Here is a 21,334-nt window from a genome sequence, read left to right as displayed (position 1 = left end):
CTGCCGGCGCCAGGATACTAACAAGTGTTCCGGGACTGATCGCACTTTCAGTTGCGTTCGCCACGCTTGGGTTGGCTCTCGTCTTTGACGGTGGGCGGACAACGAGCCTGCCGTCACGTCCGGTTGTGCAACCTTCTGGCCCTGCGGGGCAACCATTTCGAAATAACCCTGCTGAGGAAGCCACTCCGGTCGGGCGTGAACAGAGCTGGCGGGCGGACACCGATCTGCCGGACCGGGAGCTGCAACGAGGTTTGGAACTCACCGAACCCCAACCGGCTGACTTGCCACCTGCCCAAGAGAGCGCCCTGGTAGCCCTGGCTTGGCAAGTTGTACGTGCCGACCTCACTGGGCAAGGACGTAAGCAATGGCCTACGTACTTCTCCGGTGATCCACCGCGCACCGGTTTCGCCGGGGTCCGCTTGCAGGCGGGGTTGGCCCGCCGAGTTGACGCCGACGGCGGTGAAATCGTTGCCCTCTTGCTCTGGGCTGGACGTGACCCTCAGGGAGTGCAGCTGAACGAGCAGCGAGCCCGCGTTCGACTCAGCTGGGATGGATTGCGCTGGTATCCACGGGCCCACGCCACGTCTGAGAAGGGGTGACTCGGCTGCTGGGGCGGCTGGGTGGCGCGGTGTTTCCCACTGGTGCTGCAGAACCGTCTGTTCGCGTGGGCGAGGTGCGGTGGGTCGGTCTTGCCTTCTGGTGGGCCGATCATCATTCGGGTGTGCTCGTTCACGCGAGCTGGTCATCCCGGTGTGTTGCTGATTCAGCTGGGCGAACGTCTACGAAGTCTGACTGAGGCGAGTCACAGGCAGGATCGTGGCGGTGGCCGTGATGGTTCCAGTGGCCTCTGCGTTGCTGCCCGGGAGGGCAGCAACTTTGGCTAGAGATGCCGTGTATTAATGGCCGCCCCTAATTGGTGCCGGGATGCGATCCGTAAGTGCGGTGGCTAGCGCGTTGGGGGAGCCGTGGGTCTGGATGGGGTAGCTGGACGGGTGTCGATTTGGCGCTGAGCTGCAGATTTGTTGCTCGTACCGTGTGAGGTCCGTGTCGCGGTCACGATTCACGAGCTGGAACGTCTTCATCGGATGATCGCTCATTGGTTGAGCGTGAGTCCGAGGGGGTGCGATGGACGGTTATTCAATCGTTATCTTCTCCGTCCGGTCATGGCTGCACCACCTCTGCTGTGGGTATTTGTCGAGATTGTCCAGGTCGGGAGGTTGGTTGGGAGTTGGTGGGCATCTCAACTGTGAAGTGCACGCCGAGACTCAGGACTTGTCAAGCCCTGACCTGAGCGAACAGAGTGGTTCCCCACAAAAGCGAACAGGGAGAGGGCTGGGATGCCTGTGACGCCCAGGGCGCGTGCGCACCGTCGGTGGATCCCCATCAACTCGTCCGGTCGGATGGTCGTTGGCGCGGTCGCCGCAGGGGCAGGACTGGCCTTGGCGGGATGCGGTGACGGAGACAAGAAAGTGCCACTGCCTTCAGGAAGCGCCACCCCAACCTCGTCGGCTCCCGCATCATCTCCAGCAACTCCGGAAGAAGCGATCAGGGCTGCCTACACAGCGTTCTGGCCCAATGGACGTCAGGCTCTGACAGGCGCATTTGAGCAGATTGAACCGACCCTGGCCCGATACGCCACCGGGGACTACCTGAAGTTCCAGGTGAAAAACGCCCGCATGGCCAAGGCAAATGGGCGGGAGCCGTGGGGGAGCGGGCCTGTACTCCACATCGGCAAAATTGAGATCGTCGGCAGTGCAGCGACCCTCAAGGACTGCCAGGACGCCCGTCAGGCCGGTCTTGCCGATGCCTCCACAAAGAAGCTGATCCCCAATACCCGCGGCGGCCCTAAGCAAGGATTCAGGGCAGAGTTGCAGCGAGGGAGTGACGGACAGTGGCGTCTGAGCGGTCTCAAACCCGATCGATCAGCCTGCTCGGGACAGTGATCCTTTCTGCACTGACAGCCGTCGCTGCGGTCGGGCAGCCCTCCGCGGCGGAGGTAAGCTCAACGGTCCGCCTTGATCCTGATCCCGGAATCGACGGGCACGGCAACGTCGACCCCGGCTTCAAGGGATGGGAGGCAGGAGTTGGGAGGCCCGGCGGCAAGGGGAGTCGGAGCGGCGGCAATTCCGGTGGCGGTTCGGAGGGCTCTGGAAGCGCAGGCAGGCGCCGCGGCTTGGACGGCGCCGGGAACTGTGATCCGCTGACCAACCCTCAGTGCGGCATTCCTGATGACCTTAATGGCCCGCAAGAAGCGCCGCAGGTGACACCGCAACAGTTGGCGCAGCGTGCCCTGGCGCAGCTCCGGCTGCCCGTTCCGGCGGCCAAGACCGCCCCACCGCGTGGCAAGCAAGGCGTGGTGTTCCTGCCCCATTGGGTGTGGGTGCCCGCCAGCCAATGGCGTCCGATCACCAAGCGCGCCAGCCAGGGCAGCGTGTGGGTGGAGGTGATCGCCACGCCTCAGAAGATCACTATCCAGCCGGGAGCGGGGCAGCCGGGCGTTGAATGCGCGGGGCCGGGCACTGCGTATCACCCGGGCAAACCTGCCAGTGCGCAGCGCACTGACTGCTCGCACACCTATCTACAGTCCTCGGCGCTGCAGCCCGGTGGCACTTACACGATGACGGTATCGGTGGAGTGGACCGCGACCTGGCGAGGCGCGGGCGGGCTGGGTGGTTCGCTGCCTCCGCTGTCTATGTCCACATCCTTCGGGGTCCGGGTTGCCGAAGGTCAGAGCCTGAACTGACAGCACGACACGAGCGGAGTATGAGGGTGGCGCGAACTGGGGGAGTGTCGTTCGAGCAGCCGGTCGGCGCCGCGTCGGCCGAGGCCGGCCGCGCGGTGACGGATCGGCCTGCGGCTCCGCCACGGCTGCCGCGGCAGCGGCGCCGCGGCATGCTGGCTTTGGCGGTGCTGTTGGTCGCGGTAGGGGCGCTGCTGGCGGTGTACATCCAGTCGTCGACCTCGCATCGGTCGTCGGTGGTGGTGATGCTGCGAAATGTGCCGATCGGAACGCCGCTGACCGTTGCCGACGTCGGCACCACGATGATCGCGGCCGAGAGCGGGGTGCAGACCATCCCGGGCAGTCAGTTGCGAGACCTGCCCGGCAAGCTGGCCAAGGTGGACCTGCAGCGAGGCACGCTGCTGGCGGCCTCACAGCTGACCGGCGCGCAGACGCCGGCCGCCGGGCAGCAGTTGGTGGCGGTGCCGCTGTTGCCAAGCCAGATTCCCGCGCGTGGCCTTATCCCTGGCAGTCAGGTGCTAGTGGTCATCACCCAAGGCATCCAGGGCCAGGGCGGCCAGGCTGCGGTGCCCGCCAAACCCGAGGCCACCGGCCCGGGTGTGGTGGCGACTGTGGACCAGGTCGGCAAGCCCGACGCCGACGGCAAGGTCGTGGTCGACCTACTGGTTCCTGAGTCCGCTGGGCCTGACTTGGCCCGGCAGGCAGCAGCTGGCCGGGTCGCCTTGAACCTCACCCCCCGGAGGCCGTGATGGCGGTGATCGCCCTGGTGTCGCCAGGGAACTCGCCGGGCGTAACCACCACTGCGTTCGCGCTCACTTTGGCGTGGCCGCAGCCGGTGCTGCTGGCAGAATGCAGCCCTGCTGGCGGGCACCTGCTGGCTGGCTACTTTCAGGGTCGCCTGTCCGCGCTGGATCGCGGCCTCTGGCAGCTTGCTCTGGCCACCCGGCACGGCCAGCAGGCCGCTTTGGCGGACCTAGGCAACCAGATCGTCGCCTTGGACGAGACTGGCGACCGGCGGCTGTTGCCCGGGCTGCGCGACCCGTTCTGGCCCATCGATGAAGCCATGTGGGAACAGATCGGCGACCTGTTCGCCGCATTGCCAGGCGACGTGATCGCTGACATCGGCGCGGTGCACGTGGACCTGCCCTTCCCGCTGGTGCGGCGCGCCGACCTGCTGCTGATGGTGATGCGGCCTACGTTCGAGCAGATCGCGGCTGCCAAGCCGCGGCTCACCAAACTCCGGGAGGCGCTGGCCGACACCCTCCCGATCGGGCTGTGCCTGGTCGGCGACGGCGAATACGACCCCCGCGACATCGCCAGCGAACGCGCTGGCCTGGGCCCGTTCGCGACGGTGATCCGTCTGCCCGCCGACCGCAAGTCAGCCGCCGTCCTGGTGCACGGCAGCAAACCCGGCCGCGGCTTCACCACTGCGCCGCTGCTGCGCGAGGCCGCGCTGGCCGCCAAGGGCATGCAACGTTCCATCATCGCCTCCGTACAGGTCCCGCAGCATGGCGCCCAGCGCGGCCCAGGCAGGCTCGACAAACCGCCCAGACAGTCACCCACCCAGAACATGATTGCTGGGGGTGCACGGTGACCTCCCCGTACTCCTCTTGGCCGCCCACCAGCGGCAGCCCAGTGCCCGGTGCGAACGGTGCCCCAAGGACCAGCTCCGGAAGCGGACGGGGCGGAGGTGCCGGACCCCCGCGGGCGCCGTGGTTCCTCAACACCGCCGCGCTGACTGCGGGCACGACCCCCGCCGACACAATCTCGCCGACGACCAACGAGGAAGTCTTCCGCACCGTAGTCCGCGACGTGCTGCAGGCTGTAGTCGAGCGACTGGAGAGCGACACCGACCGCGAACAAACCCGCACCCGGGTGGCGGCCGAGGTGCAGCGCCGCATCGTGGAACGGCTGACCCCCGACGGGCTCACCCCCTCTGCGCACATGCAAGAGCGGCTGGTAGCCGCAGTGCTGGACGAGCTGTTCGGGCTCGGGCCACTACAGGTGCTGCTGAAAGATCCCACGGTCGAGAACATCGACATCAACGGCTGCGACCAAGTGTGGGTCGACTACGCCGACGGCCGTCGCGAAGCCGGCCCCGCCGCCGCCGCCACCGACGAAGAACTCATCGAGAAGGTCCGGCTATGGAGCAGGCAGGGCAGCACCGCCCGCGAGTTTTCCGTAGCGATCCCGCTGCTCAACACCGCGCTGCAGGAGGCCGAAGGGGCGCGGCTGTCGGCATCGATGTCGGTCACCCCCCGCCCTTACGCTTCGATCCGATGTCACAGACTGGTCGACATCGGCATGGACGACCTGCTCAGCCGCGGCACCGTCGATCACGGCCTGGCCGCGTTCTTCGCCGCCGCCGTCCGTGCCCGCAAGAACATCGTGGTCACCGGAGGCACCAGCTCCGGCAAGACCACCTTCGTGCGGGCGCTGACCGCCTGCATCGACCCCGCCGAACGCATCGCCACCCTGGAATCAGACTTCGAACTGTTTCTGCACCGGCTGCCGCACCGGCACCGCGACGTGATCGCATTCGAGGCACGTCAGGCCAACAGCGAAGGCCACGGCTCCCTCACCCTGCACGACCTCATCCCGCAATGCCTCCGGCACAACCCCCGCCGCATCATCGTCGGCGAAGTTCGCTCCACCGAAATTCTGCCGATGCTGGAAGCGATGCAAAGCGGCCACGAGGGTTCGTTTTGCACTCTCCACGCCAACTCCGGCGAAGACGCTTTCAACCGGATCCTGGTCCTGGCCCTGCGCGGCGGGGTAGCCATGCCCACCCACGCCATCCACCTCATGGTCGGCATGTCGATAGACCTGGTCGTGCATATCCGCCGCGCGGGCGCGACCCGGTTCGTCAGCCAGGTGCTCGAGGTGCTGCCGCCTGCCGACACCGACCGGCCCGCCGTCAACCACGTCTACAACCCCGGACCCGACGGTCGCGCCGTGCCAGGAACCACGCCGCAATGCCTGCCCGACCTGATCGACGCGGGCTTTGACGCCAGCGTGCTGGGCTACCGCAACGGGCTCTGGGCAGGCGCGTCATGACCGCGATGCTCGCCGCGGTCACCGGCGCCCTGATCGCCGCAGGGCTGGTGTGCGTGGCCGCAGCCTTCCGTCGGCCCGCGCCGGGGCAAGAGGGCCCCCCGGCTCAGCCGCCGTCTCGGCTTCTGGAGCTGGCCAGGGCGGCATTTGCGCCGCAGCGCCGCCGCCGCGTCATGGTCGGCATCGCCGCCGCGATTTTGGTGCTGGGATTCACCGGATGGCCGGTCGCTGCGGTCGCTACCCTGGCCGGCTCCATCGCCCTGCCGGTAGTGCTGTCCAAACGGCCGGCTCAACAGCGCATCGACCGGCTCGAGGCGCTGGAGCAGTGGACCCGTCGGCTGGCCGACGTGCTCGGCGCCTCTCGCGCCCTCGAGGACGCCATCATCGCCAGCGCCCGAAAGCCGCCCGAACCGATCGCCGAACAAGTACGGGCCCTCGCTGGCAGGATCCGATCCCGGATGCCGACCGACCGGGCGATACGGCTGTGGGCCGACGAACTGTCTGACCCGGTCGCCGACCGGATCGCCGCCGCGCTGATCCTGGCCGCCTCCCGCCGCGGGCCAGGCGTGCGGCTGGTGCTGACAGAGCTGTCGGAACTGGTCGCCAAGGACGTCACCTCCCGCCGCGAGATCGACGCCTCTCGCGCTGAACACCGCACCACCCTTCGCTGGGTGGTCATCTTCCTGGTCGGCTACACCGTGTTCGTGTCATTGCGGCAGTCCTACTCGGCACCGTTCGGCACCCCGGCCGGGCAGATGGCCATGGCGGTCGTGGCCGGCCTCTATGCGGCCGGGCTGACCTGGATCTACCGGCTGGGCCGCGGCCAAAGCGAACCTCGCCTGCTCGGCAGCAGCACCCCACCGCCGCCGGAGGTCACCCGATGACCCTCACCGTGATCGCCGGAGCCCTCATCGGGCTGGGCCTGTTCATCCTGATCGCCGAACTGCGGCCCGCGCCACCACGGCTGGATGCGGCCCTGACGCAACTGGACGCCCACGAACCCGACCCTGACACCCCGGCGACGCCTAGCACTCCGCTGCAGGTGGCCGCAGGTCGCCTGGCGGCGCGGCTGACGGGGCCGGGCGGGTTGCCGATCCCGCGCAAAGACCTGGCTATTCTCGGCCAGACTAGCGAACGGTTCGTTCTCAACAAGATCGGCTGCCTGCTGCTCGGTTTGGCGCTACCCGCGATGCTGCCCATGCTGGCCTTCGCCGCCGGTGCCCAGATGCCGGTGCCGATCGAAGTGCCCGCGATCGCTTCGCTCGTCCTGGCCGCCGCTTTGTTCTTCGCCCCCGACATGGCCGTGCGGGTGGACGCCGCCGAACGTCGCACAGACTTCCGCCGCCTGCTCACCGCCTACCTGGACCAGGTCACCCTCGAGCGCGCCGCCGGCGCCGCCCCCAACCAGGCCCTCGAGACGGCCGCCGAGATCTCCGACGCCTGGGTGTTCCAGCGCATCAACACAGTCCTGCAGCGAGCCCGCCGCGCCCAGCAGCCCCCGTGGGAAGGTCTGGCCGCCCTCGGCGCGGAGATCGACGTCGTCGAACTCGAAGACCTCGCCCAGATGGCTCAGCTAGCTGCTGGCGAAGGAACCAAGATCCTCGAAACGCTACGCGCCAAGGCCGACTCAATGCGGCAGCAGCAGCTGTCAGACGCCCGCACCGCCGCCAACTCCCACACCACCACCATGGTCATTCCCATCGCATTGCTAGGCATGGGATTCCTCCTGCTGCTGGCCTTCCCAGTCATGTACACGATGGTCAACCCATGACCCGCCGACGGAGTCACCCAGCCCCCACCACAAGGGAGAACGATGCACCCGCTGAACTGGCCCGCCGAGACCCAGTACCTGGTATCTCTGCTGGCCGAACGCTGGCGCCAGGCACACAGCGAACAAGGCTCCCGCGACCGCGGGTCCAACACTCTGGAATACATCGTAATCGCCGCAGTCGCGTTCGGGCTGGCAGTGACCGTGATGGCAGTCTTCAGCACGAAGGTCCGCGAGTACATGGCCAAACTCGGCTGACACAGCGCCCGGACATCACCCCCTGGTGCGCCGGACGACTGAATTCGGATCGCGGTGCCACAACCTTGGAGTTCATCGTCACCGCTGCCACGTTCCTGCTGGTGATCGCCGCGTGCTGGCAAGGCGGCCTTTGGTACATGGCACGACAAGCCGCACTGGCTTCGGCCCAAGAAGGGCTGCGTGCCGCCCGTGCCCAGCACGGCTCGCCCGGCGCCGGCCAGAGCGCTGCGATGAGCTACGCCACCCAGGTCGGCGGTGCGCATCTGAACGCTCCCGGCGCACAGGTCAGCGAAGGCGCCGACCAGACCATCGTGGTGCGCGTCACTGGCCGTGTCCCCTCCTTCGTGCCCGGCCTGAACATCAACATTTCGCGGGAGGCTCGCGGACCCAAGGAGCGTTGGACCACGCCAGGGGCGGCCAGATGACCGCATCGCTCCGGCCTTGCTCGCCCCGGCAACCCACCCGTCGACTTACCGGCAGGATCCACGGCTTCGGTGGCGACCGCGGCGCGGCCACGCTTGAACTGGCCGTCATCGGGCCCGTATTGATCTCCCTCTTCGCGTTGATCATCGCGGCCGGCCGGGTGATGGACGCCGGCGGAGCAATGGAGGCCGCCGCCCGCGACGGAGCGCGCCAGGCCAGCATCGCCCGCACGCCCAGCGAAGCCCGCGCCAACGCGCTGTCCAGCGCCCACGCCTCCCTGCAACATCAGGGCCTCAAATGCACGCCCGCAGTCGCGGTCGACACCTCCGGATTCGGCCGCGCGCCCGGCACCACCGCTTCCGTCCGCGTCGAGGTGTCATGCACGGTCCGCCTGGCCGACCTCACCGTCCCCGGCATGCCCGGCGGCCGCCACCTGCGCGCATCCATGACCTCCCCAATCGATCCCTACAGAGGCAGAGGATGATCCTGGCGACCTGGCACCCAGCTCGGCGGCTGGCATGGCTCGGCCAGCGCTGGGCACCCGGCGATGATCGCGGCTCCTACACCCTGGTCGGCATGGTGTTCGGGTTGACGCTCATCATGATGTTCGGGCTGGTACTCGACGGCGGAGCCAAGCTCCGCGCCGGGCAGCAAGCGAGCAGCGTGGCTGAAGAGGCCGCCCGCGCTGGCGCCGGCATCATCGACCGGGACCGCGCTTACGCAGGCGGACGGATCGTTGTCGACCGGACAGGTGCGATCCGCGCCGCCTCCGCCTACCTGCAGTCCAGCGGCCACACCGGAACCGTGTCGGCCACCGGCCCGCATCAGATCCGCGTGACGGTGACCGTGGGCAAACCCACCAGGGTGCTGTCCCTGGTCGGTATCGGATCCATGCGGGTCACCCGCACCGCAACCGCCGACCTGCTTTCCGGCGTGGAAGGACCGGGACGATGAGCGCATCCCTTGTTCACCGCACCACCCGCCTGTTGCGCGGCCTTGTGGCCCTGTTGGTATTGGCCGCGGTCCTCGGCGGAATCCCGTGGCTGCTGCAGGCCATTTCCCCACTGCCGACCAGCGTGCCGAACCTCGCGGACTTCATCGCCACACTCTCCCGACGCGATGACGGAACCCTGTTCCTGGGCGCAGTCACCGTGCTCGCATGGGGGGCGTGGGCGGTATTCACCACGAGCGTCTTGGTCGAGTTTGCCGCCCAAGTGCGTGGACGCCAAGCACCGCGCCTGCCTGGGATGGGCTCGATTCAACGCCCAGTCGCGCGGCTGGTTGCAATGCTGCTGATCGCATTCGGGGTCGGCACTCCTGCTGCAATGGCTGCCACTCCAGCCACTCCGAGTACCCACTATGCAACTGCCCCGTTTACGCACGCTACCGCAGCCATCGCGCCCAACTTGTCGCCTGCCCTGACGCCTCACGCGGCTGCTGCCCAGACTGCAGCGAGTCAGGGACAGCTTCCTTCGTCCGTCACGGAGAAACAGGGCCACACGCGCATTGTCAAGAGAGGTGACACGCTCTGGGATATCGCCGAAGACGAATACGGCAAGGGAGATCGCTACCGCTTCATCTATCGGGCAAGTAAGAATCTGGAACAGCCTAAGGAGCGTCCACAGCTCACAGATCCAGATCTGATCTACCCCGGGCAACGGCTCTTCATCCCGGAAAGCGCCGGATCGGCGCAGTCTCGAGTTCCGCCACCTCAAACGCATCCGCCGCGATCAGCTCCTCCGCAGAGCCCATCCGTCCGGCCTACGCCGACGCAACCCGCACAACTACCAGAGCAGTCTGGCAAGGCATCCACACCTCCTGCCACCCAGGCGCCGACGCCTGCGCCGACTCAGGGTGGCTCTGTCGTGCCCGCGCCCCCCAGTCAGTCGTCGCCGGGCGCTGGCCAGCACCAGCCCAGGCAAGGCCCTACGGTGCAATCGACTCCGACATTGAGTGTCACTCCACCGTCCGCTCGTCCCACGACCCCAACCTCGCCGCCATCCATGCAGGTGCCGAGTGGTGCCACTTCGGCAGCCCCGCAAGGGGCGGAAGATGCCGACGAAGGAGTCTCCGCGCCGACCATTGCCGGATATAGCGCGCTGACCGCCGCTGGGCTGTTGTCACTACTAGCTCTCAAACGGATCACCCAACAGCGTCGACGGCGCCCTGGCCATCGGATCCGGCTGCCCGAAGCCATGAGTGACACCGAGATGGATTTGCGCGCCTATGAAGAGCCCGCCTCGGTGCAACTACTGGACACCGCTGTGCGGTCGCTCTCCGCACGGTTGGGTGAAACCGGAGGCGTGCTGCCTGCGCTTCATGGTGCCCGTGTTACAGGCACAGCTGTGGAGCTACTGCTTGCGGAACCCGCGGACCCGATACCTCCCTTCGCCGCGGACACGGGGCGGCAGGTGTGGAACCTTGATCGAACCAGCGACGCTCTGCTCACCTCTGAGACCCTTAGCGACATCCCAGCGCCCTATCCCTCGTTGGTCACACTGGGCGTCGACGCCGATTTCAACCACATCCTGATCGACCTGGAGGCAGCTGGAGCCATCACGCTCACCGGCGAGAGAGGCCATATCTGCGAAGTTCTCACTGGGCTCGCGCTGGAGATGGCGACCTGTCCGTGGGCGGATCACATCCAGGTCACATGCGTCGCCTTCGCCGAGGAACTCCCACACGTGTTGGGCACTGGACGGCTGCGCTATGTCAGCGACCTGGACCAGGTCCTGGTTGATTTCGAAGCTCGAGCCCGCGAGGTAGCCGACGTGCTAGCAGACGCAGACGTCGAGTCCGTCCGCCAGGCCCGCACCGATCACGTCGCCGACGACGCCTGGACTCCCCAGATAATCCTGTCGTCTACCCCGTTTACTCCCGACGAGGTCGCTCGCCTTAGCGCTCTGGTTACCGGTGGCGCATCCAGCAATCTCGCGGCAGTGGTGGCCGCCGGCGGAGACTCACCTCTCCCAGGACGTTGGCGTCTCGACGCCACTCCGGACCAGACCGTTCATGTCGAGCCACTCGGCAGTCTCACGCTGCAGCGCGTCACCGCTGACCAGTTCCACCAACTTCTCGATGATCTGGCGACCGCGAGCGATGACAACAGCGTTCCGGACCCGGCCTGGCGGGATGTCCCGCCTGAGCCCGATCCTGTTGGCTGGAGTGCCGAGACTCCAACGCGGCCGAACCCGCCGCCGTTCTCTGTCCAGTCGTCCGACGCCACCCAGGACGTGACCGACGCGGCACACGGCGCATCGGTTTCTGAATCAATCGATACCGGAGATCTTCGTGTAGCGGGTGAGCCGCTCGCCCCCGGTGGGCCTGACTCTGATCTCATCGACGTGGCCGCCGAAATAGTGATGAGCACACCATCAGCCGACGCGTTCACGCTCCAGCGAGGCTTGCGGATTCCCTACGCGCAGGCGGCGCGGCTGATAGCTGAGCTGGAAACCCGCAGCCACATCCCCGGCAGCACCGCTGGCCACGTCGACGAGGCGCGGAAGGACTCGTCTGCTGCTGCAGCCGGGACGACCTCTCCGGCATGGGATCGCGAAGATGCCGCGGACCTGCTGCATCTCGACCCTGACGCCCCCGAGATCAGAGTCCTAGGGCGGGTAGAGATCGCTGGCCGCGACGTCAACGATGTGGAGGTCGGCAAGCGCAACCTACTCCCTGAACTGGCCGCGTTCCTTCACCTTAAATCTGGCTGCAGCGCTGAAGAGGTTAGCCGTGCGCTCGGCGGTCCACGCGGCCCTTGGTCTCAATCGACCCGCGCGAGCAACATGTCACGGCTGCGGACCTGGTTCGGCCGTGACAGCCAGGGCCGTCTCTATGTTCCGACCCAAACTCAAGGTCGGCTCTACACGCTGTCAGGAGTGCGCTGCGATTGGGATCGTTTCCAGGCCTTGGGTCGACGCGGTCTTGCCCATCGCGTGGCTGGTGACCGGCTCCGTGCCGTCAAGGATCTGCAGGCCGCACTGAGCATCGTCCGTGGACAGCCGTTCGCGGGTTCAGGCCCGTCGTCGTACGTATGGGCCGAGCATGTCAAGCAACTGATGATCTCTGTGATCGTCGATGTGACCCACGCTCTGGCTGTCACCCTGACGGAAACCGGAAACGCTCCTGCCGCCCGCACCGCCATAGCCAAGGGGCTGGAGATCGAGCCCGGCTCCGAGTTGCTCTTCCGCGACCTCATTCGTGCCGAGCATCGCGCAGGCAATATGGCGGGCATCGATGAGGCCGTAGAACGGTTGATCCTCATCCTCTACGAGCTGGAGTTGGAGATGGAGCCGGAGACGGCACAGCTCCTCGAACAGCTGCGTCCTGCGCGGCGCCGCGTTGGTTCAGGCTGAAGCTGGTCGCTATCGCTATGACTGCGGTTTCAGGGCGCCTCCCGATCAGGCCAGCCCTGGGAAAGGCCTTCTCTTGGCTCATGTGCGCCAGAACCGGCAGCGCTTAGAGGTCTAGAAAACGTCTGCATCGCGGACCGTACGCCTCGTGGATGCGGCTGGTCGCGAGCGTGCCTGAGCGAGCTCTCCAGGCGGTCAATGTAACAAATGAATAACAGTCTTAGACGACGAGATGGTGTCACGATTCTGCTGGTCCTGGCTCTTATTCAGGATGAGTCGCCGAAGACTATTGCGACGCGGCGACAATTCACTCAAAGTGTGATGTTGAGTCGGTGTGAGAGGGGTTGACTTATGGCGCGTGATTATGGTCCGACGTTCCAAATTGTGTTCCTGTTTCATCAGGATCTGTCATTGCTGCGCCGGACGATGCCGCGCTGTCTTTCAGCGTTGACGGGCAATACCAGTGAAACTTTTGAGGTGGTGTTGCATTGTGATGGGACGCCACCGGAGATTGCGGCGCAACTGCCTAGTCTGCTGCCGGAGTGGGGGATTGACGAGTTGCGGATCCGTCGTCGTACAGGGGTTCTGGCGGCTGGGGACCCCTCCAACAATGGGCACCAACGCTTCTTTGCAACAGCGGCGAAATATCTGATTGCTATTGAGGACGATGTGGTGATGTACCGGACTAGCGGCATATTTGATGTGCTGCGAGAATGCCGGGAACTGTTTGAAAGTCACCCCGATGTGCTGGCGATCGGCAAGGTTGACGACTATGCATGTTGGTCATGGAAGCTGGAGGATCTGGGCCCGCCGATCGAGCCAGGAGTGCGCTCGGTCAATCGGATCTCCACTCATTTCCTTGGTTATGACGTGCAGCGCTTCAATTGGACGGCTGGGCGATTCGGTGCGTTCATGCCAGATGTTTTCATCGACCGGAGCGATCTGAGTTACAACTGGGAGGATTTGGTCTCCCACGTGGGCGCCACGGGCAATCGGCGGCTGGCTTTTCCAGAGGGGTGGCCGCTGCATGTCTTCCATTGTGACGAGAAGGTAGCGCCAGATTCGATGTACCACACCCAGAAGCCAGCCGTGAAAGCCCGAATCTTGGACGAATTGGAAAGCCGGTTCGCGACCGGTTAATGAATATGGAAGGGCAAGGGATGGACGACGAATCTGGCATGGTCTGGATCGACCAGGTCGATGACTGGAGGCTGCCGCTGGAGAAGAACCCGCACCTGTCACCCCGGTTCCGAGCGCGGTACTCGGTCGTACTGGCTCGGTTGCAGTCCGCTGCCGCGCCCGGGAGTCAACAGGCCGCGCGTATCGAGGCACAAATCTGCCCTCGCCGGGCAGCTCGGCTGCTGGTCGACCTGCCAATACTTAGCGTCCCCGCACCACGGGCGGACAGTTCCTGCGCCCTCCGGGATTTGTTGCGAGGAATCCCGGATGTGGAGCGATATCTAGCGGAGGCCCCGAGACTTCTGCAGACCCTCGTGCCGCTGCACCCCTCCCGAGAGGCCCGACTGCTGCCAGGCGGGGCGGCCTTCCCGCAAGGCGTGGTCGCGTTGCGGTGGCAAGCGGATTCGGTCGAGGCGCGGAGGGCCAATCAGAGAATCGTCAGGGACCTCGTCAGCTCCCTGGACCTGCCGGGTGACCTGCGCATCGCCGTACAAGAAGAATGCGAGCTCGTCAACACCGGGCCGGATCGAGACCCATGGGCGCTTGCGCCCAACCTGGGGACTACCTTGGAGGACCAGCTGCGCGGTACCGAGCTGGCACCAGGGCGCCGGGCCAAGGTGTTGGAGGGCCTGCGGGTTATGCGCAGGGCGATGCTTGAGGTGGGTCGGGTCTGGCAAGGCTTCGCGCCGCGCAACATGTTCGTCCACGACAACACGGTCATCTTGATCGACTTCGAGGAGGTCGTGGATGCCGCGCAGCGGCCGGAGCGGGCGGCCGAATGCCTGCGTTGGCACCGGGTATTTTTCGCCGACTGCCTTACAGCCGCTGAGCAGCACCGGTTGTTCGAGGTCGATGGAGCATTCCCGGAGCCGTCAGACGACCTGTTGTTGGACGCGGACCGGTTTGAACAGGCTCTTCTCGGTGCCGAGACGGTGAGCTGGCGGCAGCGTCGGGAGTTGCTGGAGCAGAGTGCTGCCTTGGAGGGGCGGCACCTTCGGCCCAGGTGTGGCCACGACGAGGAGTTCCTGTTTGGGCACGAGCTTGGACACTTCTGGGGTGATTTCCTGCCGGCTGAGACTGAGGCGGAGATCTTTCGTGTGCTAGCGCGGGTGGCTGATCCGGCCATCCTGGCGGCTTGCATGGAAGCGTTTGAGGCCGCCATGGAAGCAGATATCTGCCGGATGCTGACCAAGGAGGCCCTCGGCGAGAACGAGAGCGAGAACGGCGCGGCCCGGACCGAGACACTCACTACCTGCCTGGCAGCTGCGGGGCCCGGCGCAATGGCGGCTCGACGAATGGCGATTGCGGACTGGTACGAGCGGTTGGTCATCGATCCCGGATGGCTTGTCGATGAACTCATTCTGGCTTTGGAGTCTCGGCCGGAGGGGCTGGACAACAAGCAACTCGGTGGGCTGCTGGTGGGTTCCGGTGCGGACCGTAGCGAGCACGAGGACACTCTGCGCGACACGCTACGGGTGGGCTTGGACTTCCTCCACCGAGCCGAGGATGGCGAGCCGTTCCTGCACCACGCCGAGCCCGCCGAACTCCTCGCGAACGTGGGCGGCCCACTGCCGGTGGCAGGTGTGGAGATGCGTGAGGTACTCGACGAGGTCGAGGAGGTCATCGCCAAGTATTCGATCTCCCAGTCACATCCGGGCTACTTGGCCTTCCCCGATTCCGGCAACGCGGTGGCCGCAGTGGCCGGAAACATCCTGAGTCCGCTGCTAAACCAGAACCTCATCGCGGTCGACCGCAGTGCGCCCGTCGCCACGTTCATCGAGATCCAGGTGATCGAGTGGTTGCGCGAGCTGCTCGGCTATCCGTCCGCACCGCTCGATCGCCTCCGTGGGCTCAAGGATGTGGCAGGGCTTTGGACGACCGGTGGTCACCTTTCCAACCACATTGCCATGCTGGTCGCCCTGGGGCAGGCCTTCCCTGAGGCTCGGAAGCGCGGACTACGGGCGCTGTCGACCCAGCCGGCGGTAGTGATGGCCGGTCCGATCGCGCACTACTCGCACAGCGACGCGGCTTTTCACCTGGGCCTGGGTTGGGACAGCGTCATCTCTGTTGAGGCGGCCTCCGACTTCACCACTGACCCCCAGGCGGTGGCGAACGCGCTGGCGAATCCGCCTGATGGGCTCACCCCATTCGTTGTGGTGGGAGTTGCTGGCAACTGCCGGACCACGGGGCTGGACGATCTGCGGGCGATCGGCGAGATCTGTCGGGAGAGCGGGGTCTGGTTTCACGTCGACGCCTGCCACGGCGGGAGCCTGATCTTCAGCGAGGAAATGCGAGAGCGACATCTGGTCGGCATCGAACTCGCAGATTCGGTCTCCCTCGATCCGCACAAGGGTCTGTTCACCCCCTACCCGTCCTCGTACGTGGTGTTCCGGGACCGTGGCATGCTCACCCATTTCAGCAGGCATGAGGCGACTGTGCTCAGGGATGACTGCTGGGATCTCGGGTTGATCACCCCGTTCCTCGGCTCGCGCGGTTTCGAAAGTTTGGCGACCTGGATGTTGCTGCGCCATCTGGGCGTGGCCAGACTTGGCGCCCTCGTCGACGGCCGCAACGCCCTGATCCATTACCTGGACCGCCGAATCGCAGACACGGGTCTGTTCGTCCGGCTCAATGATGTGGACTTCTATCGGCTCTCGTTCGTCCTCTGCCCACCTGCTGTCAGCGCGGGCCTGCGCCGATTGCCCGCTACCGATCGGGCCAGGGTCGCTCGGCTGATCAGCAGGTACACCGCAGAGCTCAACGCCCAGCTGTATACCTCCGGCCAGGTGTGCTTCGACGAGCACACGTTGGCGGATCTGGACGACCGGGTCGGTGCCGGGGCAGGCACCGGCTACACGATCATGGCCGCCTGCCCAGGCAACCCGCTGCTCACTCGCGAGCATCTCGACCGCGCTGTCGGACGCCTGTTGGCGGCGGCATACCCGCTGGCCCATCAGCTGACCGCCGACCTGGTCGCACGTGGCTGGGCGGATGAGGGGGTTGAGCCGGGGGTCAGCGGACCTGCGGGTTGGAACGACGTCCCGCGGTGACCGGCCAGAGAACCGTAGACCTGCCGCGGCGGTTGCGCTCGTTCGTGGCCGACGAGTTCGGCGCGAACGCCACGGCGGCGTTCGTGTACGGCTCGGTGGCCGCACAACGTGCGCGCCGAGACAGCGACATCGACTTCTTCGTAATCACCCGCGCTCCCATTCGCCTGGAGCGCCTCACTCAGATTGCCTCGGCCTTCGCCACCCTGCAACGGGACCTCGGCTACGTCCCCGACCCCAAGTATCCCATCGAGATTTTCACCGCCGAAGAGTGCCGGAAGGCGCTGGCCGCGCCTGCGGTCAAACTGGAGCTGCGCCGGATTGCTGATAGGGAAGGGCCGCCTACGGTCCTAGGCGACTCCGACGAGGTGGAGATTCTCCGGGCACTGCTCGACCACAGGATCGAGATCCTCGCGGACCCTTTGCTGATCAGCCTCACCGAGCAGGCATCCCTGCTGCATGCCCAGACCCAGCCGCCCGACAAGGAGTGACATGTTGCCCCCCGAATTCGTCGATCGCCCGCTTCCCCCAGACAACCATGTGCACACCGAGTGGTCGTGGGACGCCTCGACCGGCTCGATGGAAGGCTCCTGCCGACGCGCTATGGAGCTTGGCCTTCCGTCCATCGCCTTCACCGACCATGCCGACTTCACCGACTGGGCGTTCCCCGGCCAAGCCGACGAGACCCCCGCGCTGCGGGTGGTCGACGAACACTCGCACGGCGGATTCCTAGACGTTCAGGGCTACATGGACTGTCTCGAGAGGTGCCGTGACATGTTCCCGGACCTAACGATTCTTTCCGGGGTGGAGTTGGGCGAGCCGCACCTATTCGACACACAAGTCGATTCCATGCTGTCGTCGTGGAGTTTCGACCGGGTGCTCGGCTCGCTCCACTCGCTGACCGACGACGAGGGTGTGTTGGTGTACGCCCCCACGCTGCTAAAGAAAGACACCGTCAGCACGATGCGGCGATACTTCGCCGCAACCCTGAAGATGATCGAAACAACTGACAGCTTCGCTGTGCTGGCGCACATCGACTACCCCATGCGGGCGCCGTGGCCGCCCGACGCCAAGCCATACGACGCATTGGACTACGAGGAGGAGTACCGGGCTGTGCTCCGTGCGCTGGCTCGGTCCGGACGGGCACTCGAAGTCAACACCAGCGGGCCATGGCCCGCCCACCAGGTAATCGGTTGGTGGTACGAGGAAGGCGGCCAGGCCGTCTCCTTCGGCAGCGACGCGCACGAGCCCGGCGAGGTAGCACAACGCTTCATGGATGCCGCGGCGCTGGTGGAGAGCTGCGGATTCCGTCCGGGTAGGCGCCCCACCGACTTCTGGCGGCGTTGAGTGCCTATTCCCCGTCGGCGCCCGGGTCAGTCATCCGAACGACCCGGGCCGCCGGGCCGACCACAGTGGCGCCCGCCGGCACGTCCGAGGTCACAACCGCACCTGCGCCGATGCGCGCCCCACGGCCGATTCGCAGGCCGCGCTCGTGCGGGGTGATGACGACCGCATTGGCGCCGATCATCACGTCGTCCTCGATCACGATGCATGGTGGCGACCCAGCGGGGGCGCGCACCGCCAACGTCACGTTCTGCCAGATCTTGACCCGTCGGCCGATCACCACGTTGTTGTGGACGACCACACCGAGCCCGTGGTGGCCGAGGTAGAGGTCGGGTCCTACCCGAGCGCCGGCGGCCAGAGAGTTGTGGTACAGCAGCGAGTTCAGCTGCTTCACCTTCCGGGCCAGCCGGATGTGCCCGCGCCTGCGTAGGAAGATCGCCACTCGCCAGATTCGCTCGGGTGTCATACGACGCCGCCTTTCTCGTGCTCGTAGCATTTTCGATCAAGAATGGTGCCCGAGGTGCTCCAGTCCACCAGGCCCGGCCTCCATCGGCGAATTGTCGACTTGCTCCGGCCCAAGCAGGGCTGGCGCATCCTCGATCTCGGCTGTGGTCGAGGAGAACAGCTGGCCGAGCTGGCCCGGTTCGTGCCCAAAGCACGACTCGTCGGCATCGACCGCAACGCTGAGTTCTTGACCGCCGCTGAGGCCCGGCTCGCCAGCCTGCCCGGCCGGACGCTGCTGCGATGCGCTGATCTCGACCTGGCGCTCACGTTCACCGACAGATCGTTCGACGGCATCGTCAGCCATAACATGCTGGAGTTCCTGGAGTACCCCGTCATCCTGCTGGCGGAAGCCGGGCGGGTACTCGGCGAGCATGGCCGTGCGGTCTTCTCGCACACGGACTTCGGTGCACTGACCATCGATGCCGGTTCCAGCGACTTGACCTCTCACATCCGCCACGCCTATGCCAGCCTCGAGGCCGATGGTAGTCAGCACCTTGATGCGCATCTCGGGCGCAGGCTTGTCGGGATGGTGAGCCGGTGCCCCACACTCCGGATCACCGAGACCGCAGTGCACATCGAGACCAGCGCCAGACTCGACGGCCTGGCCGCCAATCGAGTGCGCGACATCGTCTGGACGCTTCGGCGAAATCTCTCGAGACACCACGTGACCTGTGGTGAGTTGGAGCGCTGGCGCGCCGAATTGGAGTCTGCGGATCGGGCTGGCCGCTTCTTCTTCGCCGAGCCGGTCTATATGGTCCAGGCCCGGCGGCTCACTTGAACGCACTGTCGTAGCGCTCACAGGTCTCTTCGCCAACCCGGGCGCGCATCTGCTGGTCCCGGAACCATGGCAATGAGCTGACCTTCATCGCGGGTAGTCGACCAGAGAGCACCACGGCCACGTCGGCAGGGAGGGTACGCAGGTACTCGACAGGGGCGATCTCGATGTCCTGAGAGCTCTCGCTGATGCTGACCGCCACCTCGGATGATCGGTCGGAAGGCATAGCCATCGCGCTCTGGGTGGCAATCGGCTGCTCGCCGATCAACCGGGAGAGCCGGGCCAGCGTCTTGTCGTCTGAGGAGCCCGGCAGGTAGACGCGGGTGGTGTGGTTACCCAACACGGTGGGCGCTCTGGTGCCGTAGATCGTGTTGACCTGCGCCTCGTCCTGCCAGATCGACATGATCACAATGCCGTACCCCCGGTAGGTGGCGACCATCTTGTCCAGGGTGGGTAGGGGGGCGACGTTGGCAGCCTCCTCTAGCAGCAGTAGCGGTGGATTCTTGAGCGGTCCGGTGCCCGAGCGCTGCTGGAGCTTGCGGCACGCACGAAGGAAGGATTGGGTGGCGCAGACGAACACCGGGAGCAGCAGTTCCTGCTCCTCCTCGTCGCTAACCGCGTATATGGTCCCACCCTCCGCCAGTACCTTGCCCATGTCCAGGACAGGCCGGCCGTGCGGGCTGTATGGACGGCCGTGGACGTCGAACTTGATCTCCATCGTCTCGGCCAGCTGGGCGGAGACGAAGGGACGCAGGATGAAATCGACGTTTCCACAAATATTGCCGAATAGCTCATTGCTGCGCTTCTTGGTTGCAGTCACGGCACGTCGGGCCATGGCCCAGTCCGCTAGCGCATTCTTGGGTAGCCGCCCGCTGTTCTTGTACTCGTCGAGCAGGTCTTCGACCTCGTCGAACCGGTCGTAGGAGACCCAGTCGGAGACGTCCTGCAGCGTCTTGTCGTACTTGCGGGCGATCCACAACATCGGGGCCAGCGCGATTTGCGTCAGGCTGATGAAGAACCGGATCTTCGGGTCATCGCTGGCCTGGGCCGACTCGGCCAACCATCCGGCGACCTTCTCCGCGTCCGCGTAGGAGTCCACCTCCATCAGTGGAGACCACGCGCACAGATACTTGCGGTACTGCTCAGGCCAGTCCCCGCTCGGATCGAGGATGTAGACGGGCCGGTCAGCACGGTGCGGGATGGTCAGGTCGGCGACATCGCTTTTGGTCGAGGTCACATAGATGGCGTCCGGCCAGCGCAGGATGGTTGGCACTACGTACTTGGCGGTCTTGGCCGAGCCTGTCGGAGCGATCACCGCGATCGATGTGTAGCGTGGGGTGGCCAGTTGGGTCTTGCCTCTGCCGACCAGGTCGCCCAGGTAAACTCGGCCCCGCAACTCGTCCTTGGATTCGATCCCGAGCGGTGCGACGTCCTTGGGCTTGGCCCAGATCGGCGAGAAGTCGCGCTCTCTTTGCCGGGCGCGCACCCGCCACTGGCGGCGGTGACCCACTACCTTCAAGGCCACCAACCCCACCACGGCCGCGAATAGGACGATCATGGTCAGGTAGATGATCCAGAACGCCGTGTTGGAGCCCAGGGCCGCCCGCTGCGACTCTGGCCAGACTGCCTTGGCGTCACCCAAGTTCCACACCAGATAGGCCGGGAACAGCATGAGGTCGGTAAACCCCATGCCCGGGGCGGGTGAGCCCCTGGTGATCAGCGCGCCCAGCCAGCCCGATGACCAGCCCAGCAGTCCCAGTAGCGCATTGGCCGCTGCGACGGCGATTATCCCAATGCCGGACTCTTCCGGGCCGCTGCGAGCCAACGAACCCGATGGCTTGGGCTGCTTGGGGACGCTCTCCCGGTTGAGCTTGAGCACTCTTCCCCCTC

Annotated in this window: 19 protein-coding genes; 17 read left to right on the top strand and 2 right to left on the bottom strand. The window is 65.8% G+C overall.

The genetic code is table 11. The features are described 5' to 3' along the window. Positions 1–1,469 precede the first annotated feature (1,469 nt). The 16 genes from ACH34W_RS21625 (at position 1,470) to ACH34W_RS21550 (ending at position 18,168) form a co-directional block, all read left to right on the top strand. On the top strand, positions 1,470–1,943 hold the full coding sequence (locus ACH34W_RS21625) for a hypothetical protein (protein ID WP_395962760.1): 474 nt from the start codon (positions 1,470–1,472) through the stop codon (positions 1,941–1,943). 230 nt (positions 1,944–2,173) lie between these two features. Further along, positions 2,174–2,743 carry a hypothetical protein gene (locus ACH34W_RS21620; RefSeq protein ID WP_395962758.1) on the top strand — a complete coding sequence of 190 codons (570 nt, stop codon included), beginning with the start codon at positions 2,174–2,176 and terminating at the stop codon, positions 2,741–2,743. 44 nt (positions 2,744–2,787) lie between these two features. After that, a complete protein-coding gene (locus ACH34W_RS21615; protein WP_395962757.1) occupies positions 2,788–3,489 on the top strand; it encodes an SAF domain-containing protein in 702 nt (233 codons plus the stop codon). After that, on the top strand, positions 3,489–4,334 hold the full coding sequence (locus ACH34W_RS21610; protein ID WP_395962756.1) for a hypothetical protein: 846 nt from the start codon (positions 3,489–3,491) through the stop codon (positions 4,332–4,334). The genes ACH34W_RS21615 and ACH34W_RS21610 overlap by 1 nt, the downstream gene beginning before the upstream one ends. Before the next feature lie 281 nt (positions 4,335–4,615). After that, positions 4,616–5,797, top strand: a complete 1,182-nt coding sequence (locus ACH34W_RS21605; protein ID WP_395962755.1) for a CpaF family protein — start codon at positions 4,616–4,618, stop codon at positions 5,795–5,797. Continuing rightward, a complete protein-coding gene (locus ACH34W_RS21600; protein ID WP_395962754.1) occupies positions 5,794–6,678 on the top strand; it encodes a type II secretion system F family protein in 885 nt (294 codons plus the stop codon). Before ACH34W_RS21605 ends, ACH34W_RS21600 begins: the two co-directional genes overlap by 4 nt. Continuing rightward, the gene (locus tag ACH34W_RS21595) at positions 6,675–7,565 is read left to right on the top strand and encodes a type II secretion system F family protein (protein ID WP_395962753.1); all 891 of its coding nucleotides are present in this window, start codon (positions 6,675–6,677) and stop codon (positions 7,563–7,565) included. The genes ACH34W_RS21600 and ACH34W_RS21595 overlap by 4 nt, the downstream gene beginning before the upstream one ends. A 42-nt stretch (positions 7,566–7,607) precedes the next feature. Continuing rightward, entirely contained in the window at positions 7,608–7,820 is a 213-nt protein-coding gene (locus ACH34W_RS21590; protein WP_395962751.1) for a hypothetical protein, read from the top strand. Between the two features lie 65 nt (positions 7,821–7,885). Next, positions 7,886–8,245 (top strand): TadE/TadG family type IV pilus assembly protein, encoded by a 360-nt coding sequence (locus ACH34W_RS21585; RefSeq protein ID WP_395962750.1) that lies wholly within the window; start codon positions 7,886–7,888, stop codon positions 8,243–8,245. Next, positions 8,242–8,727, top strand: coding sequence for a TadE family protein (locus ACH34W_RS21580; RefSeq protein WP_395962749.1), 486 nt, complete (start codon positions 8,242–8,244; stop codon positions 8,725–8,727). The genes ACH34W_RS21585 and ACH34W_RS21580 overlap by 4 nt, the downstream gene beginning before the upstream one ends. Further along, positions 8,724–9,197: a pilus assembly protein TadG-related protein gene (locus ACH34W_RS21575; protein ID WP_395962748.1), complete on the top strand. Its 474-nt coding sequence runs from the start codon at positions 8,724–8,726 to the stop codon at positions 9,195–9,197. The genes ACH34W_RS21580 and ACH34W_RS21575 overlap by 4 nt, the downstream gene beginning before the upstream one ends. A 1,049-nt stretch (positions 9,198–10,246) precedes the next feature. After that, complete coding sequence (locus tag ACH34W_RS21570; RefSeq protein WP_395962747.1) at positions 10,247–12,598, top strand: BTAD domain-containing putative transcriptional regulator; 2,352 nt, start codon at positions 10,247–10,249, stop codon at positions 12,596–12,598. A 348-nt stretch (positions 12,599–12,946) separates the two neighbouring features. Further along, positions 12,947–13,735: a hypothetical protein gene (locus tag ACH34W_RS21565; RefSeq protein WP_395962746.1), complete on the top strand. Its 789-nt coding sequence runs from the start codon at positions 12,947–12,949 to the stop codon at positions 13,733–13,735. A 20-nt stretch (positions 13,736–13,755) separates the two neighbouring features. Continuing rightward, positions 13,756–16,824 (top strand): pyridoxal phosphate-dependent decarboxylase family protein, encoded by a 3,069-nt coding sequence (locus ACH34W_RS21560; RefSeq protein WP_395962745.1) that lies wholly within the window; start codon positions 13,756–13,758, stop codon positions 16,822–16,824. Further along, a complete protein-coding gene (locus ACH34W_RS21555; RefSeq protein WP_395962743.1) occupies positions 16,821–17,312 on the top strand; it encodes a nucleotidyltransferase family protein in 492 nt (163 codons plus the stop codon). Before ACH34W_RS21560 ends, ACH34W_RS21555 begins: the two co-directional genes overlap by 4 nt. A gap of 1 nt (position 17,313) precedes the next feature. Continuing rightward, entirely contained in the window at positions 17,314–18,168 is an 855-nt protein-coding gene (locus ACH34W_RS21550; RefSeq protein WP_395962742.1) for a PHP domain-containing protein, read from the top strand. Positions 18,169–18,172: 4 nt separating this feature from the next. Here the strand turns inward: ACH34W_RS21550 and ACH34W_RS21545 are convergent, their stop codons facing one another. Next, the gene (locus ACH34W_RS21545; RefSeq protein ID WP_395962741.1) at positions 18,173–18,631 is read right to left on the bottom strand and encodes a serine O-acetyltransferase; all 459 of its coding nucleotides are present in this window, start codon (positions 18,629–18,631) and stop codon (positions 18,173–18,175) included. 42 nt (positions 18,632–18,673) lie between these two features. Between ACH34W_RS21545 and ACH34W_RS21540 the strand changes: the two genes are divergently transcribed. Beyond that, entirely contained in the window at positions 18,674–19,447 is a 774-nt protein-coding gene (locus ACH34W_RS21540; protein WP_395962740.1) for a methyltransferase domain-containing protein, read from the top strand. On the opposite strand, the gene ACH34W_RS21535 is transcribed toward ACH34W_RS21540, so the two are convergent. Beyond that, positions 19,440–21,323 (bottom strand): type IV secretory system conjugative DNA transfer family protein, encoded by a 1,884-nt coding sequence (locus ACH34W_RS21535; protein ID WP_395962739.1) that lies wholly within the window; start codon positions 21,321–21,323, stop codon positions 19,440–19,442. The two genes, ACH34W_RS21540 and ACH34W_RS21535, sit on opposite strands and share 8 nt — an antisense overlap. Between the last annotated feature and the right edge of the window lie 11 nt (positions 21,324–21,334).

This window comes from Actinomadura sp. 6N118, from assembly GCF_044326415.1.
Taxonomy (GTDB): Bacteria; Actinomycetota; Actinomycetes; order Streptosporangiales; family Streptosporangiaceae; genus Spirillospora.
This window is presented reverse-complemented; position numbering and strand designations above follow the sequence as displayed.